We start from the raw sequence: 16031 nt of genomic DNA on the forward strand, positions 1-16031 counted from the left end.
TGCGCACGCAGCGTAGTGGAGGTGTGATCCTGGATACCAACCGGCCACCTGGGGGACTCCCTACGCGGGTTAATGGTTCAGACTGGTGTCCCGTGAGCTGTTCCTCTCCCTCCCCGACCCGAGTCGTCCTGCTGACCGGTCCGTCGGGCTCCGGAAAATCCTCGCTGGCCGCGCGCTCCGGGCTGCCCGTGCTGCGCCTCGACGACTTCTACAAAGAGGGCGACGACCCCAGCCTGCCGCTGGTGGAAGGCAGCTCCGACATCGACTGGGACTCGCCGCTGTCCTGGGACACCGACGCGGCGGTCGCGGCCGTCGCCGAGCTGTGCGCGGGCGGCCGGACCGAGGTGCCGGTGTACGACATCGCCACCAGCTCGCGGACCGGCTCCGAGACCCTCGACATAGCGCGCACCCCGCTGTTCATCGCGGAGGGCATCTTCGCCGCGGACATCGTGGCCCGGTGCCAGGAGCTGGGCCTGCTGGCCGACGCGATCTGTCTGCGCGGGCGGCCCGCGACCACCTTCCGGCGGCGCCTCGCGCGCGATCTGCGGGAGGGCCGCAAGTCGGTGCCGTTCCTGCTGCGCAGGGGCTGGCGGCTGATGCGGGCCGAGCGCGGGATCGTGGCGCGGCACACCGCGCTGGGCGCGCACGCCTGCGCCCGGGACGAGGCCCTCGGCCGGCTGGCCGCCGCCGCGGCAGGGCGTCACCGTACGACGCGCAGCGGCGCGGCGGCGTAGCTCCGGGTACGTAAAAGCGGCGTAACTCCAGGACGTAAAAAACGAGCGGGATCACGCGGACCCCCGGCCGCCTGATCCCGCTCGTTCCCCCTCCGTGGCCGCCGTCCCACCCCCGTAGGACGGTCCCCCCGGCCGTGTGGTCTCCGTGGCGTTACGCCACCAGCTCCTCGAACGACTCCGCCTCGTCCGCGCCGAAGCTCAGGGCCTCGTCCTCGCGCAGGCGGCGCAGGGAGCGCCAGATGCTCGACTTGACCGTGCCGACGCTGATGTCCAGGATCTCGGCGATCTCCGGGTCGGTGCGGCCCTCGTAGTAGCGCAGCACCAGCATCGTGCGCTGCGGCTCCGGGAGGCGGGTCAGGGCCTGCCACAGGACGGCGCGCAGCTCGGTGCCGCGCATCGCGTCCGTGTCGGAGGCCGTCTCCGGCAGTTCCTCGGTCGGGTACTCGTTCAGCTTGCGGCGGCGCCAGGCGCTGATGTGCAGGTTGGTCATGGTGCGGCGCAGGTAGCCGCCGACGGCCGCCTTGTCGCTGATCCGGTCCCAGGCGCGGTACGTGGAGAACAGTGCGCTCTGGAGCAGGTCCTCCGCCTCGTGGCGGTCACCGGTGAGGTGGAAGGCGGTCGCGTAGAGCGAGGCCCGGCGCTGTTCGACGTACGCCGTGAACTCGGCTTCCGCCGTGACCGACGGGACGGGTGCGGCCGCGGGGGCCACGGAGGGGGCGGAGTACTTCTGTGCGTCGATGGCTACCGTGTGCGCCGGCCGCTGCCGGGCGACGGTGACCGGACGGACACCCGCCCGTCGGTTCACATCGTGCAGCCGCGTGACAACCGCGCTGGTCGTGGTGCCGTACAGCGTGTTCATCTCGCGCCCCCCGTCGTGGAGTGTGTGTGTCTGCTTCGGTCCCGCTGGTCCTGCTGGGTCCTGCTGGTCCTGCGTCTTGTGCGTTGGTAGAAGACTGCCCACGGCAGATAACCGGGGTGTCCTTCGACTGTCACAGGCCTGTCACAGCCACCTGTGGATGTGCCCGTGGCCGGAGTTCGCCGCAGGTTCGCCGCAGGACGGTCCGCGCGACGGTCGTACGCCGGACGGTCGATGGGACAGAATGAGCCCGTGCCTTTCCTGTTGCTGATCGAGGACGACGACGCCATCCGCACGGCCCTCGAACTCTCCCTGTCACGCCAGGGCCACCGTGTGGCCACCGCGGCGACGGGTGAGGACGGCCTGAAACTGCTGCGCGAGCAGCGGCCGGATCTGATCGTGCTGGATGTGATGCTGCCCGGGATCGACGGTTTCGAGGTGTGCCGCCGGATCCGGCGCACCGACCAGCTGCCGATCATCCTGCTGACCGCGCGCAACGACGACATCGATGTCGTCGTGGGCCTGGAGTCGGGGGCCGACGACTACGTCGTCAAACCCGTCCAGGGCCGGGTGCTCGACGCCCGGATCCGGGCCGTGCTGCGCCGCGGCGAGCGCGAGGCGACCGATTCGGCGGTCTTCGGCTCGCTGGTGATCGACCGCGCCGCCATGACCGTGACCAAGAACGGCGAGGACCTCCAGCTCACGCCCACCGAGCTGCGGCTGCTCCTGGAGCTGAGCCGGCGGCCCGGGCAGGCGCTCTCGCGCCAGCAGCTGCTGCGCCTGGTCTGGGAGCACGACTACCTCGGCGACTCGCGCCTGGTCGACGCGTGCGTCCAGCGGCTGCGCGCCAAGGTGGAGGAGATCCCCTCCTCGCCGACGCTCATCCGCACCGTGCGCGGCGTCGGCTACCGCCTGGACTCCCCGCAGTGATCCGTGCGGCGGCGGTGTCGCTGCTCGCGGGCCGGCGCTGGACGAGTCTGCGGCTGCGGCTGCTCCTGGTCTTCGCGCTGGTCGCGCTGACGGCGGCCGTCTCGGCGTCGGGGATCGCGTACTGGCTCAACCGCGAGGCGGTCCTCACCCGTACCCAGGACGCGGCGCTCGGCGACTTCCGGCAGGAGATGCAGAACCGGGCGGCGGCGCTGCCCGCCGACCCCTCGCAGGAGGAGCTGCAGCGCACCGCCGAGCTGATGGCGGGCAGCAGCCCCGGCTACAGCGTGCTGCTGGTGCGCGAGGGCAAGGACGGGCGCAAGGTGTTCGGGGCCGCGGGTCCCGACTCCTTCGGGCTGGACGACGTACCGAAGTCCCTGCAACAGGCCGTCAACGACCGGCAGAAGACCACGTCCGCCAACAACGCCGAGTACCACATGTACTGGCAGCGTACGACGCCACGGGGCCACCCGTACCTCGTCGGCGGGACGCGGATCGTGGGCGGCGGGCCGACCGGGTACATGTACAAGTCGCTCGCCCAGGAACGGGACGACCTGAACGCGCTGGCCTGGTCGCTGTGCATCGCGACCGGGCTCGCCCTGCTGGGCTCGGCGCTGCTCGCGCAGGCGGCGGCGCGCACCGTGCTCAAGCCCGTGCAGCGGCTCGGGGACGCGGCGCGCAAGCTCGGCGAGGGCGAGCTGGACACCCGGCTGGAGGTGTCCGGGACGGACGAACTGGCCGATCTGTCGCACACCTTCAACAAGACGGCCGAGGCGCTGGAGAAGAAGGTCGCCGACATGAGCGCGCGGGAGGAGTCGAGCCGGCGCTTCGTCGCCGACATGTCGCATGAATTGCGCACTCCGCTGACGGCGTTGACGGCGGTGGCCGAGGTGCTGGAAGAGGAAGCCGACACGCTGGATCCGATGATCGCACCGGCGGTCGGGCTGGTCGTGAGCGAGACCCGGCGGCTCAACATCCTGGTCGAGAACCTGATGGAGGTCACCCGCTTCGACGCGGGGACGGCCCGGCTGGTGCTGGACGACGTCGACGTCGCCGACCAGGTCACGGCCTGCATCGACGCGCGGGCCTGGCTGGACGCGGTGGAACTGGACGCGGAGCGCGGCATCGTGGCGCGCCTCGACCCGCGCCGCCTCGACGTGATCCTCGCGAACCTGATCGGCAACGCCCTCAAGCACGGCGGCTCGCCGGTGCGGGTCTCGGTGCGGGTCTCCGACCCCTCGGAGGACCGCTCGGAGGACCGCGAAGAGGGCCTGTCGTGGCTGGTCATCGAGGTCAAGGACAACGGGCCCGGAATCCCCGAGGAGGTGCTGCCGCACGTCTTCGACCGGTTCTACAAGGCGAGCGCCTCCCGGCCGCGGTCGGACGGCAGCGGGCTGGGCCTGTCCATCGCGGTGGAGAACGCCCACATCCAGGGCGGTGACATCACCGCCGCCAACGGGGACGGCGGCGGCGCGGTGTTCACGCTGCGGCTGCCGATGGACCTGGGAGGAGGTGCGGGCGGATGAGGGATCGCTTCGGACGGATGAGGCGGATGCGCAACGGGCTGCGCAACGGGCTGCTCTTCGGCGTGGCCGCCGCGGGGCTGCTGGCCGGCACGGCAGGCTGCGGGATCCGGGCCACGACGGTCCCGGTGGACGTCGGGGCGGCGCCCTCGCGGGTCTCCTGCGACACGCCCGCCCAGAACGGCGCGGACGCCCAGGGCTTCCGGGCCACCGTGCAGCTGGTGTGCGGATCGCAGCTGGTCGGCGTCGACCGGGTGGTTCCGCTCCCGGAGAAGAGCACCGTGCGCGACCCGCTGGCCCTGGTCGCGCAGGCCCTGCTGGAGGCACTGGAACGGGCGCCGTCCGCGCAGGAGACCGACGCCGGGTTCAGCACGGGGGTGCCGCAGAACCTCGCGGCCGGTACGGCGCGCCCCGGCGACCCCAAGGGCACGCTGCGCCTGAGCCGCAAGCCGGAGGACCTGCCGCCGATCGCCCTGTCCCAGATCGTGTGCACGCTCGCGGGCAACGAAGCGGCGGGCCTGGGCGCGGGCCCCGTCACCCTGGGCGGCCCCGACGCGGACCCGCCGCGCACCTGGGAATGCACGGAAGCCGTCCGCGCCCGCCCGGAATCCATCCCGACCCTGGGCGACGTGGTCAAACCAAGCCGCTCGGCGGCAGCGCCGCCGAGCGCGGGACCAGGGGCGTAAGGGGCCCCGCGGCGCCGCTTACCGCACGCTCCACGCGCTGATCGCGGCGAGCGGGACCTTGAAGGACTCGCCCAGCGCGGCGGGGAGGCTGCTGGAGCCGGAGATGAGCTGGCAGCCCTGGAGGTGGAGGAAGGCCGGAGGGTAATCGGGGATCTCCCCGGCCTCCCGGGCGAAGTCCTCGGCGAACCGCTCGTCGGGCAGCTCCGCGTCGCCGAGCCGCCCGGCAAGGCCCGTCGCCCAGTGCCGACGGGCAGCGATGCGACCGGTTATCACCACGCCCTGCGCGACGACCGTGATGCGCGGCCCCTGGCCCTCCATCTCCGTCCGGTTGATCAGATCGATGAGCAAGTCGTCCCGTGTGGTCATGACCGAACCTTAATGATCACGTCGGCGCGCGGAGCCGTGCCAGGGGCCGGGGGCGGCGACAGCCCCTGGGGACCGCCGGGCGAGGCGATGGTCGTTCTTGCAACGGTCAGCGGAGCGGAGGAAGTTGATGGACTCCGTGTCGACGCGCCAATCGTGTGGCTGGGCCTCTTCCTGCTACGGTCATCCGTTCGCCAAGGAGGTTGTGATGAATGGATCCCTGCCCATCGCTGCCCACGTGGATCTGCGCCGTCAGCCGGTGGAAGACGTGCTGGAGCGGGTAGAAGAGGCCCTGCACGTACGACTGGATCGGCAGGCGCTCGTACGCAAGCGCCGTTCCTTGGGAGGCCCTACGGAGCGGGGTACGTGGGTACGTATCGAGCGGCGGGGATTCGAGCGGATCGGCCAGCAGGGCTGGAACGGGACCGAGGCCGCCGCTGTGCTGCAAGGGGTCGCGATGCCCGAGTGGTACCAGGGCGTGGCGTGGCGCGAGCCGGGCGAGCCGGTGATGTGGCGCGCGGATGAGCTGGAGCTGCTTGCGTCGCCGTCTGTCGGCAAGGGCGCCCTGGTGCTCGAAGACCCGGGCCTGCCGGTCGAGTGGTGGGAGACGTTGAACGCCTCGCTGGACGCGCTTGCCTCACAGCAGACACCGCGGATCGCGACGCCGGACACGGTGACGATCACGCAGGAGCAGGTGACCCAGACTCTCGGGGCGGTCTTCCCCGGGGTGGCCGACACACAGATCGAGCGGTGGGCGCCGGCTCATGCGGACCTGACCTGGGCCAACGTGATGGGACCGGAGTTCTCCCTCATCGACTGGGAGGACTGGGGCATGGCGCCCCGGGGCCTGGACGCGGCAACGCTGTGGGGCAACGCGCTGGCCGTCCCGGGGCTCGCGGACCGCGTCCACCAGGAGCGGCGTGCGGACTTGGAGAGCCGGGACGGCAAGCTGATGTCGCTGTTCTTCCTGTCGAAGATCGTCGGACCCTACGCGTACGAGGAGGATCCGCTGCTGGCGCCGGCCCGGAAGGAAGCCGAGCGTCTGGTGGCCGAGCTTCAGCTCTGACGGTGTCCATGGAGGGCCCGCACGTACTGACTGACGGCGGAGGCGTCCACCTCCGCGCCCAAGGCCTCGACCAACTGGGCCAGGTGCCCAGGGTCGTCGGTTCCAACCGCGACCGCAGCAGCGCTCGGCAAGTGGAACGCCGTACGGAATGCCGCCTGCACGCGGGACAACCCATCGTGGGGCGATCGGAGGAACGGGCGGGGGTCGAACTCCTCCCACACCTTCCTGTGGCCGCCGCCGAAGGGGCTCATGCCCCAGGTCTCTCCCGCCTGCCAGACGGCGCGCAGGGCGGTTGTGGCGTCGAGGAGGTCGACGCCCACGAGGAACCCGGCCCGGACCATCAAGACGTCCGGGGACGGCAGGTCGTCCACCTGGACCATTCCGAGCGACCGGGTATCCCAGGAGGCCACACCCCAGACGCGGCACAGACCGTCGCGGGCGGCGTCGGCCAGGGCGGTGCAGGCATGGCCGAGGAGGGCGTGGCCATCGGCATGGGACAGACCCGCGAGGCTCCGTTCGGGGTTGTGGAGGAGCACGGTGTCAGGTTCCCTGCCGAGTTCGCGGGCCGCTCGCTCAACGGCCAGTCGCAGCCGGACCGGATCAAGGGAGTGCTCAGCACCTCCGGGGCTTGGGAAGAAGCCCACCTTCGTGGAGAGGGTGAACTTCGGCAGCAGATCGGCGGCCGTCTCGGCCAGCACCGCGTGAGAGCGGAAGCCGAGGTAGGGAGCCGCAGTGTCCAGGGTGGTGATGCCGAGGTCGAGTGCGGCCGTCAGGATGTCGCGGTGGTGACGAGACCGGTGTAGGCCGAGGACAAGGCGGGGGTCAGCTCCGTGCACAGTTCCTCCTTCAGCAGGTTCTCGGCCAGCTGATCCACGTCCAGGCCGGTCTTCTCGGTGGCGTCGGCGATATCGACGGGGTGGCCGCTCAGCAGCAGGGTGAGGGCGGGGTACGCCTTGCCTGTGAACGTGAGCTTCTTGCCCGCGGCGAGCACGTCCACGGTGTCGTGGTGCTGCTCGATCACGGGCTCGAAGTCGGTGACGCACACGACGGCCGCGGGCTTGCCGAACAGGCCGGTTGCCGGGACGTGCCGGGCGGCCAGCCGTTCCCGCTCACGGGAATTGAAGAAGGCCTGCGGGGGCAGCTTCGTAGCCATCTCGGCGACAGCGTCGGCCAGGAGCTGCTGTTGCCCGTCCCACTGGCCGGGGGAGTTCCAGCGGTCCAGGTCGTACCGGAACAGGTCCTGCGTGCGGGCCTGGTCGGCGAGCCAGGCCAGCCAGTTCACGCCGACGCGCTTCACGATGCCGAAGGTGGCGTGGAGGCTGTAGCCGTCGCCCTGGTCGTGGCGGGTGGCCTGGTGCCAGAAGCCGCGCGGGATGTGCATCACGTCGCCGGGCTCCATGACGCCCTGCCACACGATGTCCTCGCTGGGCTCGGCGTTGGGGGCGGAGTCGCGGTACATCGGAACCTTGCGCGAGGTACCGCGGACTTCCCAGCTCTTGCGGCCGGCGAGCTGGACGATCACGGTGTCGTGGTCGTCCCAGTGGAGCTTGAAGCCGCTGGCGTCCTGGGTGGTCAGGTAGGCGTTCACCTGCACCAGCTCGCGGGCCCACCACTGGAGGGCGCGGCAAGTGGCTTCCATGGCCGGGTCGAAGAAGTCGACCTCGTCCAGGACCATGGTGCAGCCCTCGCGCATCAGCCCGCCGACGCGGCGCATGTCGGCCATGGGGATGGCCTGTCCCCGCCGGGTGACGGAGGGGTGGATGTAGCGGCCGGGGTGCAGTTCGGCCCCGCCCTGGAAGATGCGGAACTGGGGCGTGGTGACGCTGCGGCGCATCACCAGGTCCAGCAGCTTCCTGGGGTTGAGCAGGCGATCGAGCAGAGCAAGGTCTTCGATCGTTCCCCGGGCGAAAGCGGCTCCGAGTTCACCGGGCCCGTCCCAGCCGAGGGCTTTCTCCAGTGCGGTGACGAAGAGGTGGTCCACGTGTTCCTCCGGTCGGTGTCATAGCGGGTGAAGGCCGGGGGCCCGCTGTGGATGACGGGCCCCCGGGTGGTGCTGTGGCGTACTGGCGGGGCTACTCCTGCGGGAGGTTCAGGCCGTCGCGGTTCTCGCCGTCGTCGCCCGCGGAGGTGCCGGTGGAGTCGGACTCCGCCGCCGCAGCGGTAAAGCGGTCCTGGACCTTGATCAGGCTCTCGACGCCGATCAGCAGGTCTTCCTTCTGTGCTGCCATGTGTGTCTCCATTTCCTGGAAGTCCAGGGCCGACGGGTGCCGGCCCAGCCCCGATGGGGCGTGCCTCACCAGCGCCTGGTGATTCCGGGCCGGTGAGGAGACGGGGGTGGCGCGAGGCCACGGATCGCGCGAACTCGGGATTCGTGCCGAAGCGGTCACTACGCCGCCCCCGGCGCGATGGATGCCGGCCGAAGGGCACGGGCCGACGACGACGTACCGCCACAGCGGGGGCACTCGCACGGTGGGTAGCGGCCGGGGTTGGAAAGGATGTCGAACGGGTCGCCTTCCAGGACCCGCGTGCTCGGCGACCACGTCCGGCCCGAGTCCCGAGACACCCGGATGCTCATCCGGACGCGGGGTTCTATGCCCAGGTCAGAGGTCTTTCCGAGGGCCGTTCGCTCTGTGTCAGGAGTGCCCGCCGACTCGTTTAAGGCGGTCGTCCTCGGTCGCTTCGCCATGTCCAGAAGGATCGCGATCAGGACGACGGGCCAGAAAGGTCCAGCGGATTACCCAACTTGGGTAACATCACGTTCGGTTGAGACCTTGCAGCGATCCGTAGTCTTCCTCCGGAGCGTGCCCCGATGCCCGAGTCACGTCGCACGAAGGAACTTCCGGCGAGTCTGCTCACCGAGCCCGAGATGATCGACGCTTGCCGCGCCCGTGACTTCGCGAGGGTCTTCCGGCTGGTGAAGACGCGGGCGGGCATCTACCCGTCGATGATCGCGCGGCAGTGCGAACTGACGCCGAGCCGAGTGGGTGAGGTGATCGCGGGCCAGCGGCAGCTCCTCCACATGGAAGTGATCGAGCGGATCGCCGATGGATTGCGCATCCCGGGGCACATGCTTGGGCTTGCCCGCCGCACGTGGGAGACGCCCGCTGTCTTGGCAGCGGCCGAGCAGGGGAGGCCGGAGTTCGGCCACCTGGCGGCTGAACCCAAACCCCTCAGCGTCTTACCAAGCGTGGAGGTGGACAGCATCCTGGCCTTGGCCGCCGGGACGAACCCCAGCCCATCCACGCTGCACGCCCTACGCTCTTCGATCGAGGACTACTGGCGTCGCGATGACGAGCACGGGGGCGAGACGCTTCGACCCGCCGTCGTCGGCCAGCTGCGATATGTCGAGGGGCTGCTCAAGGACCAGCGGCCGAGGCTGATCCAGCACGGCCTGTACGGCATCGCGGCGGAGCTGGCGCGGTTGACCGGGTGGACGTTCTTCGATGCCCGGCAGTACCACCAGGCCCGCGCGTACTTCGCGGAGGCTCTGCGACTGGCCCGTGAGATTGACGACCACCCATTCATGGCCAACGTGCTGGCGTGCATGAGCCTGCAAGCGACGTACCAGGACAAGCCGGCGGACGCGCTTGCGCTGGTGTCTGCTGCCCAGGACCAGGCCCGAGCGGCCCTCGGCACTACGCCGAGAGTCCGGGCCATGCTGGCCATGCGGGAGGCGTTCGCCCATGCGACCTTGGGTGACCGGACAGCGACCCACACCGCGATCTCGGAGGCGCACAGTCAGTACGGGCGGATCAAAGCGGATGACCCGGACCCGGCATGGGTGGCGTACTTCGACGAGCTGAAGCTCATCGTGGACACGGGCATCGCGCACGGCCGTCTCGGCGAGGCGGCGATTGCCGAACCGTTGATCGCGGATGCACTGGAGCGGGAGGACCCCGCGAACCAGCGCGGTAGGGCGCTTCACGCCTTCTGGTTGGCCCGTACCCAGCTCCAGCGGGGCAAGCTCGACCAGGCGTGCCACACGGCGATCGAGGCACTGGTACCCGCCGCAGCCGTGTCGTCCGAGCGGGTGACCGGACACCTTCGCGAGTTCTACGAGCAGCTTGCGCCCTATCGCGAGGTGCCGGCCGCGGTTGCCTTCGAGGCACGCCTACGAGCGATGCTCCCCCCGCCGGGTCAGCGAACCCCTTCGTCCATCAGGACGTAGAGGAGGCCTACGAGGGAGCCGCTGCTGACGATCTCGCGGCGGTCGATCATGCCCCGGATGTTCGCCAGCGGGATCCACTCGATCCGGTCCGACTCGTTCTTCTCGGTCGGCGGCCCCTCGTACGTCGCACTGTCCGCGCGGAACAGGTGGTGCTGTGAGTCCGTGATGCCGTTTGCCGGTTCGGCGTAGATCAGCGGCTTCATCGGACCCGGACGCCAGCCGGTCTCTTCGAGGACTTCACGAGCGGCAGCCTCGCCGGGCGTCTCGTCCGCCTCCACCAGACCCATGGGCAGCTCCCAAGCCCACGCGTCCGTGATGAAGCGGTGGCGCCACATCATCAGGACCTCTTGGCGGTCATTGATGACAGCGGCCACGGCCAGGTGGCGGAGCTTGACGACGTGGTGTTCCCAGCGGTTCCCGTCCGGCGTCTCGATGTCGGTGAGCCAGAGGTTCACCCACTTGTTCTCGTAGATCGGACGTTCCCCGTGGATCTTCCACTGCATCGCTGCCGCCCCTCTCGATCGGCCTCCAGCATCGCAGAGTCAGATCGAACGGCAGCCAGGTTCGGGCCAATTCATGTCAGGATGACGAATAGGGCGACGTTGCCGCCACCATCCGTACGATCGCAGCCGAGCTGGGCCGCAGCCCGTCCACAGTCAGCCGGGAGATCCGCCGCAATCGCCGCACAGCTCAACGGCCGCCCACGCAAAACGCTCGGCTGGGAAACCCCAGCCGAGCGCCTGCACAAACTGCTCGCGGTCTGATCAACACAACCACGTGTTGCAACGATCCCTAGAAACCGCCCGGTGCTCGGGGGGCCTTCGGGTGTCTGCGGCGAAGGGCTAAATGCCCGCCGCCTCCGACAGGTCCTTCTTGATCGCGTCCAGGATTTCCTGGCCGCGGGTGCGGGCCCCGGTCAGGGCGGGGGCGTCCGGGACCGGGACGACTACCTCCAGGTAGCACTTGAGCTTGGGCTCGGTGCCGGAGGGGCGGACGATCACGCGGGCCTTGTAGGCGCCGTCGAGGTAGTAGCGCAGGCCGTCGGTGGGCGGCAGTGACGCCGTGCCCTCGTTCAGGTCCTCCGCCGAGACCACCCGCAGGCCCGCCAGGGAGACCGGCGGGCGCGCGCGCAGTGCCGCCATCGCCGAGGCGATGACCGAGAGGTCCTCGACGCGGACCGACAGCTGGTCGGTGGCGTGCAGGCCGTGGGCCATCGCCAGGTCGTCCAGCAGGTCGGTCAGGGTGCGGCCCTGCTCCTTGAGGACCGAGGCCAGCTCCGCCACCAGCAGGGCGGCCGTGACGCCGTCCTTGTCGCGGACGCCCTCGGGGTCCACGCAGTAGCCGAGCGCTTCCTCGTACCCGTAGCGCAGGCCCTCGACCCGGGCGATCCACTTGAAGCCGGTCAGGGTCTCCTCGTAGCCGACGCCCGCCGCCTCCGCGATCCGGCCCAGGAGCGAGGACGAGACGATCGATTCCGCGAAGGTGCCGCGGGCGCCCTTGGCCACCAGGTGCGCCGCGAGCAGCGCGCCGACCTCGTCGCCGCGCAGCATCCGCCAGCCGGAGGCGGCCGAGTCGTCCGGGACGGCGACCGCGCAGCGGTCCGCGTCCGGGTCGTTCGCGATCACGATGTCCGGATTGACCCGGGCGGCCGTTGCGAAGGACAGGTCCATCGCACCCGGCTCTTCCGGGTTGGGGAAGGCCACCGTCGGGAAGGCCGGGTCCGGCTCGGCCTGCTCGGCGACGAGCACCGGCGCCGGGAAGCCGTGCCGGGCGAAGGCCGCCATCACGACGTCCTTGCCGACGCCGTGCATGGCCGTGTAGACGGTCCGTACGGTCCTGGGCGACCCAGGGGTCAGGACCGCGTCCGTACGCGCCAGGTAGGCCTCCAGGACCTCGTCGCCGAGGTCCTCCCAGCCGCTCTCCGGACGCGGTACGTCGGCCAGCGCGCCGATCGCGTCGATCTGCGCCGCGATCTCCGTGTCCGCGGGGGACACGATCTGCGAGCCGTCGCCGAGGTAGACCTTGTAGCCGTTGTCCCGGGGAGGGTTGTGGCTCGCGGTCACCTCGACGCCGGCGACGGCGCCCAGGTGCCTTATGGCGTAGGCGAGGACCGGCGTCGGCAGCGGGCGGGGCAGGACGGCCGCGCGCAGACCGGCGCCGGTCATCACGGCCGCGGTGTCCCGCGCGAAGTCCGCCGACTTGTAGCGCGCGTCGTAGCCGACGACCACGAGGCCGCCCGCGTGTCCCTGTGCCTTCAGGTAGGCCGCGAGGCCCGCCGCGGCACGGATGACCACGTTGCGGTTCATCCGCATGGGGCCCGCGCCCAGCTCGCCGCGGAGGCCGGCGGTGCCGAACTGGAGCAGACCGGAGAACCGGTCCGCCAGCTCGTCCAGATCCCGCTTCTCGATGAGCTGCGCCAGCTCCTCGGCGGTCTCCGGGTCCGGGTCCTCCGCCAGCCAGGCCTGGGCCCGGCCGATCAGGTCGTCCTGTTCCTGCACTGCTTCCGCCTTACTTCTCGTAACCTCGCGGCCTCGCGGCCTTGCGTACGGCCGGCTCGGATGGCTCAGATCCGGGCGAGGACCTGGGTGAGCAGCTGACCCATGCGGGCGGCCGAGTCGCGGCCGGCCTGCAGGACCTCTTCGTGGTTGAGCGGCTCGCCGGACAGGCCCGCCGCCAGGTTGGTGACCAGGGAGATGCCCAGGACCTCGGCGCCGGCCTCACGGGCCGCGATGGCCTCCAGCACGGTGGACATGCCGACCAGGTCCGCGCCCATGACGCGGATCATGTTGATCTCGGCCGGGGTCTCGTAGTGCGGGCCGGGGAACTGGACGTAGACGCCCTCTTCCAGCGACGGGTCGATCTCCTTGCACATCGCGCGCAGGCGCGGCGAGTACAGGTCGGTCAGGTCCACGAAGTTCGCGCCGATGATGGGCGAGGTGGCCGTCAGGTTGAGGTGGTCGCTGATCAGGACCGGCTGGCCGGGGCGCATGCCCGGGCGCAGGCCGCCACAGCCGTTGGTGAGGACGATGGTCTTGCAGCCGGCGGCGACGGCGGTACGGACGCCGTGCGCGACGGCGGCGACGCCGCGGCCCTCGTAGTAGTGGGTCCGGCCGAGGAAGAGCAGCGCGCGCTTGTCGCCGATCTTGTACGAGCGGATCTTGCCGCCGTGTCCTTCGACGGCGGGCGGGGGGAAGCCCGGGAGTTCGGTGACCGGGAACTCGGCCTCGGGGGCGCCGAGCGCCTCGGCGGCGGGCGCCCAGCCGGAGCCCATGACGAGGGCGACGTCGTGGGTTTCGGCGCCGGTGAGCTCACGCAGACGCGCGGCCGCGGCGTCGGCGGCGGCGTGGGGATCGGTAACAGATGCGTTCACGCGGACGAGCGTAACCGCTCTGCCCCTACGCGCGTAGATGGCACAGCTCACGGTGTTCGGATCGTTGCTTTGTCGTTTCCGACCAATTGTCCCGGCGGGTCCGGCCGAATGCCCTGGCGGGGGCGGGGCCAGGGCGCGGGCCCCCGCCGGGGCGCAGGCTCAGCAGGGCCGCTTGCGGAGTTCCATCACATAGTCGTGCGGCGCGCCCGCGGATTCGGCGGCGTCCGCCAGCTCCCCGAGGTACCGGGCCGACGGCAGGCCGCCCTCGTACCCGTTCAGGACGTACACCCAGGCGGCTTCCTCGCCGTCCAGGGTGTGCACCCGCACCCGCATCCGGCGGTAGATGTCGAGCCCGACGCCCTCCCACCGGTCCATGGACTCCTCGTCCAGCGGCGCGATGTCGTACAGGGCGACGAAGACCTGGTGGCGGGGTGCTTCCACGATCGTGGCGAGCGCGCCTTCCCAGCCCATCTGTTCCCCGCCGAACGTCAGCCGCCAGTCGTTCAGCCACCCCGTTCCGCGCAGCGGGGAATGCGGAGCGCGGCGCGTCATCAGCCGCGGGTCGAGGTTGCCGGCGTACGCGGCGTAGAGCGACATGAGGTCGAGGGTACGGGAGGGACGGCGGTGGACGCGTGCCCGGATGGCGGGACCGGGCGCGAAGCACCTTGATGCGTGCGGGACAATGGGGGACGGAATGCATCCCCCGGGGAGACCCCCGGAACCCCCGGCCGGGGGGCAGCCGGCCGGGTAGACGTGAGGCGGACTTTTCGTGACCCGGATCGTGATCATCGGCGGCGGCCCAGGCGGCTACGAGGCGGCCCTGGTGGGGGCCCAGCTCGGCGCGGAGGTGACCGTCGTGGACTGCGACGGTCTGGGCGGGGCGTCGGTCCTCACCGACTGCGTGCCCTCCAAGACCCTGATCGCCACCGCCGAGGTGATGACGACCTTCGACTCGTCGTACGAGGAGCTGGGCATCGTCGTCGCCGACGACACCCCGCCGCTGGAGCAGGCGGCCCGGGTGGTCGGCGTGGACCTCGGCAAGGTCAACCGACGGGTCAAGCGCCTCGCGCTGGCCCAGTCCCACGACATCACCGCCTCCGTCACCCGGGCGGGCGCCCGCGTGCTGCGCGGCCGCGGCAAGCTCGGCGGCCCGCAGGGCATCGACGGCACCCGTGACGTCATCGTGACGGCCGCGGACGGTACGGAGACGATCCTGACCGCCGACGCCGTCCTGATCGCCACGGGCGGGCACCCGCGCGAGATCCCGGACGCGATGCCCGACGGCGAGCGGATCCTGAACTGGACCCAGGTCTACGACCTGGAGGAGCTGCCCGAGGAACTGATCGTGGTCGGCTCCGGCGTCACCGGCGCCGAGTTCGCCGGCGCCTACCAGGCCCTCGGCTCCCGGGTCACCCTGGTCTCCTCCCGCGACCGCGTGCTGCCGGGCGAGGACCCGGACGCCGCGGCCGTCCTGGAGGACGTCTTCCGCCGCCGCGGCATGAACGTCGTCGGCCGCTCCCGCGCCGAGTCCGCCAAGCGGGTCGGCGACCGGGTCGAGGTCACCCTCTCCGACGGCCGCGTCATCACGGGCACGCACTGCCTGATGGCGGTCGGCGCGATCCCCAACACCCGGAACATGAACCTGGAGGAGTCCGGGGTCAAGCTCACCGAGTCCGGGCACATCTGGACCGACAAGGTCTCGCGGACCTCCTCGCCGGGCGTGTACGCCGCCGGTGACGTCACCGGGATCTTCGCGCTGGCGTCCGTCGCGGCCATGCAGGGCCGGATCGCGATGTACCACTTCCTGGGCGACGCGGTGACCCCGCTGAACCTCAAGACGGTGTCCTCGAACGTCTTCACCGACCCCGAGATCGCCACCGTCGGCTACACCCAGGCCGACGTGGACTCCGGCAAGATCGACGCCCGCTGCGTGAAGCTGCCGCTGCTGCGCAACCCGCGCGCCAAGATGCAGGGCATCCGCGACGGATTCGTGAAGCTCTTCTGCCGTCCCGGCACCGGGATCGTCGTCGGCGGCGTGGTCGTGGCCCCGCGCGCGAGCGAGCTGATCCATCCCATCTCGATCGCCGTCGACAACAATCTGACGGTCGAGCAGATCGCAAACGCGTTCACCGTGTACCCCTCGCTGTCGGGGTCGATCGCCGAGGTGGCCCGCCAGCTGCACACCCGCAAGGCGGCCGGGGAAGCGTAATTGCCGTTCCCCTTCCGGAGCTTCTCCTTCCGGAGCTTCCGGCGCTTCCGGTTCCGGCCGGTTGCGCCGGAAGCGCGCATATCACACCAGTGCCCGATCTGTTCTCATCTTCTGCATTTCGGTGCCGGG

Annotated in this window: 16 protein-coding genes and 1 pseudogene; 8 read left to right on the forward strand and 9 right to left on the reverse strand. The window is 70.7% G+C overall.

Features of this window, described 5'->3' with window-relative positions; translation table 11 throughout:
- Positions 1-26: 26 nt before the first annotated feature.
- The gene (locus tag OHS33_RS22785) at positions 27-734 is read left to right on the forward strand and encodes a uridine kinase family protein (protein WP_330335153.1); all 708 of its coding nucleotides are present in this window, start codon (positions 27-29) and stop codon (positions 732-734) included.
- A gap of 151 nt (positions 735-885) precedes the next feature.
- Here the strand turns inward: OHS33_RS22785 and OHS33_RS22790 are convergent, their stop codons facing one another.
- Entirely contained in the window at positions 886-1593 is a 708-nt protein-coding gene (locus OHS33_RS22790; protein WP_330332254.1) for a SigE family RNA polymerase sigma factor, read from the reverse strand.
- Positions 1594-1842: 249 nt separating this feature from the next.
- Between OHS33_RS22790 and afsQ1 the strand changes: the two genes are divergently transcribed.
- The 3 genes from afsQ1 to OHS33_RS22805 are packed head-to-tail and all read left to right on the forward strand — an operon-like array spanning position 1843 to position 4726.
- Complete coding sequence (afsQ1, locus tag OHS33_RS22795; protein WP_283460500.1) at positions 1843-2520, forward strand: two-component system response regulator AfsQ1; 678 nt, start codon at positions 1843-1845, stop codon at positions 2518-2520.
- Positions 2517-4043 (forward strand): HAMP domain-containing sensor histidine kinase, encoded by a 1527-nt coding sequence (locus tag OHS33_RS22800; RefSeq protein WP_330332255.1) that lies wholly within the window; start codon positions 2517-2519, stop codon positions 4041-4043. Before afsQ1 ends, OHS33_RS22800 begins: the two co-directional genes overlap by 4 nt.
- Positions 4040-4726, forward strand: coding sequence for a hypothetical protein (locus OHS33_RS22805; RefSeq protein WP_330332256.1), 687 nt, complete (start codon positions 4040-4042; stop codon positions 4724-4726). The genes OHS33_RS22800 and OHS33_RS22805 overlap by 4 nt, the downstream gene beginning before the upstream one ends.
- A gap of 18 nt (positions 4727-4744) precedes the next feature.
- Here the strand turns inward: OHS33_RS22805 and OHS33_RS22810 are convergent, their stop codons facing one another.
- Complete coding sequence (locus OHS33_RS22810) at positions 4745-5092, reverse strand: hypothetical protein (protein WP_330332257.1); 348 nt, start codon at positions 5090-5092, stop codon at positions 4745-4747.
- Between the two features lie 205 nt (positions 5093-5297).
- Here OHS33_RS22810 and OHS33_RS22815 point away from each other — a divergent pair, with 205 nt between their 5' ends.
- Positions 5298-6155 carry a hypothetical protein gene (locus OHS33_RS22815; protein ID WP_330332258.1) on the forward strand — a complete coding sequence of 286 codons (858 nt, stop codon included), beginning with the start codon at positions 5298-5300 and terminating at the stop codon, positions 6153-6155.
- Here the strand turns inward: OHS33_RS22815 and OHS33_RS22820 are convergent.
- The 3 genes from OHS33_RS22820 to OHS33_RS22830 all read right to left on the reverse strand — a co-directional run bounded on the left by OHS33_RS22820 (position 6146) and on the right by OHS33_RS22830 (position 8383).
- Entirely contained in the window at positions 6146-6991 is an 846-nt protein-coding gene (locus OHS33_RS22820) for an aldo/keto reductase (protein WP_330332259.1), read from the reverse strand. The genes OHS33_RS22815 and OHS33_RS22820 overlap by 10 nt on opposite strands.
- Positions 6925-8136: a JmjC domain-containing protein gene (locus OHS33_RS22825; RefSeq protein ID WP_330332260.1), complete on the reverse strand. Its 1212-nt coding sequence runs from the start codon at positions 8134-8136 to the stop codon at positions 6925-6927. Before OHS33_RS22825 ends, OHS33_RS22820 begins: the two co-directional genes overlap by 67 nt.
- Before the next feature lie 91 nt (positions 8137-8227).
- A complete protein-coding gene (locus OHS33_RS22830; protein ID WP_157853303.1) occupies positions 8228-8383 on the reverse strand; it encodes a hypothetical protein in 156 nt (51 codons plus the stop codon).
- A 581-nt stretch (positions 8384-8964) separates the two neighbouring features.
- Between OHS33_RS22830 and OHS33_RS22835 the strand changes: the two genes are divergently transcribed.
- Positions 8965-10323, forward strand: a complete 1359-nt coding sequence (locus tag OHS33_RS22835; protein WP_330332261.1) for a hypothetical protein — start codon at positions 8965-8967, stop codon at positions 10321-10323.
- Here OHS33_RS22835 and OHS33_RS22840 read toward each other — a convergent pair.
- Positions 10293-10826, reverse strand: coding sequence for an NUDIX hydrolase (locus tag OHS33_RS22840; protein ID WP_330332262.1), 534 nt, complete (start codon positions 10824-10826; stop codon positions 10293-10295). The genes OHS33_RS22835 and OHS33_RS22840 overlap by 31 nt on opposite strands.
- Positions 10827-10930: 104 nt before the next feature.
- On the opposite strand from OHS33_RS22840, the pseudogene OHS33_RS39855 reads away from it, so the two are divergent.
- Positions 10931-11005, forward strand: a pseudogene (locus tag OHS33_RS39855) (helix-turn-helix domain-containing protein); the annotation flags it as partial.
- 160 nt (positions 11006-11165) lie between these two features.
- On the opposite strand, the gene OHS33_RS22845 reads toward OHS33_RS39855, so the two are convergent.
- From OHS33_RS22845 to OHS33_RS22855, 3 genes are all read right to left on the reverse strand, one after another.
- A complete protein-coding gene (locus tag OHS33_RS22845; RefSeq protein ID WP_330332263.1) occupies positions 11166-12821 on the reverse strand; it encodes a phospho-sugar mutase in 1656 nt (551 codons plus the stop codon).
- Positions 12822-12886: 65 nt separating this feature from the next.
- On the reverse strand, positions 12887-13693 hold the full coding sequence (locus OHS33_RS22850) for a purine-nucleoside phosphorylase (RefSeq protein ID WP_330332264.1): 807 nt from the start codon (positions 13691-13693) through the stop codon (positions 12887-12889).
- A gap of 159 nt (positions 13694-13852) precedes the next feature.
- Positions 13853-14290, reverse strand: a complete 438-nt coding sequence (locus tag OHS33_RS22855) for a gamma-glutamylcyclotransferase (RefSeq protein WP_330332265.1) — start codon at positions 14288-14290, stop codon at positions 13853-13855.
- 172 nt (positions 14291-14462) lie between these two features.
- On the opposite strand from OHS33_RS22855, the gene OHS33_RS22860 reads away from it, so the two are divergent.
- On the forward strand, positions 14463-15902 hold the full coding sequence (locus OHS33_RS22860; protein ID WP_330332266.1) for an NAD(P)H-quinone dehydrogenase: 1440 nt from the start codon (positions 14463-14465) through the stop codon (positions 15900-15902).
- Positions 15903-16031: the final 129 nt, after the last annotated feature.

This window comes from Streptomyces sp. NBC_00536 (genome assembly GCF_036346295.1).
GTDB lineage: Bacteria > Actinomycetota > Actinomycetes > Streptomycetales > Streptomycetaceae > Streptomyces.

What these genes read in the sequence shown, in the direction of transcription:
- OHS33_RS22805 (WP_330332256.1), top strand. Translation starts at nt 4,040, where the DNA reads ATGAGGGATCGCTTCGGACGGATGAGGCGGATGCGCAACGGGCTGCGC.
- OHS33_RS22840 (WP_330332262.1), bottom strand. Translation starts at nt 10,826, where the DNA reads ATGCAGTGGAAGATCCACGGGGAACGTCCGATCTACGAGAACAAGTGG.
- OHS33_RS22790 (WP_330332254.1), bottom strand. Translation starts at nt 1,593, where the DNA reads ATGAACACGCTGTACGGCACCACGACCAGCGCGGTTGTCACGCGGCTG.
- OHS33_RS22855 (WP_330332265.1), bottom strand. Translation starts at nt 14,290, where the DNA reads ATGTCGCTCTACGCCGCGTACGCCGGCAACCTCGACCCGCGGCTGATG.
- OHS33_RS22810 (WP_330332257.1), bottom strand. Translation starts at nt 5,092, where the DNA reads ATGACCACACGGGACGACTTGCTCATCGATCTGATCAACCGGACGGAG.
- OHS33_RS22835 (WP_330332261.1), top strand. Translation starts at nt 8,965, where the DNA reads ATGCCCGAGTCACGTCGCACGAAGGAACTTCCGGCGAGTCTGCTCACC.
- OHS33_RS22815 (WP_330332258.1), top strand. Translation starts at nt 5,298, where the DNA reads ATGAATGGATCCCTGCCCATCGCTGCCCACGTGGATCTGCGCCGTCAG.
- OHS33_RS22830 (WP_157853303.1), bottom strand. Translation starts at nt 8,383, where the DNA reads ATGGCAGCACAGAAGGAAGACCTGCTGATCGGCGTCGAGAGCCTGATC.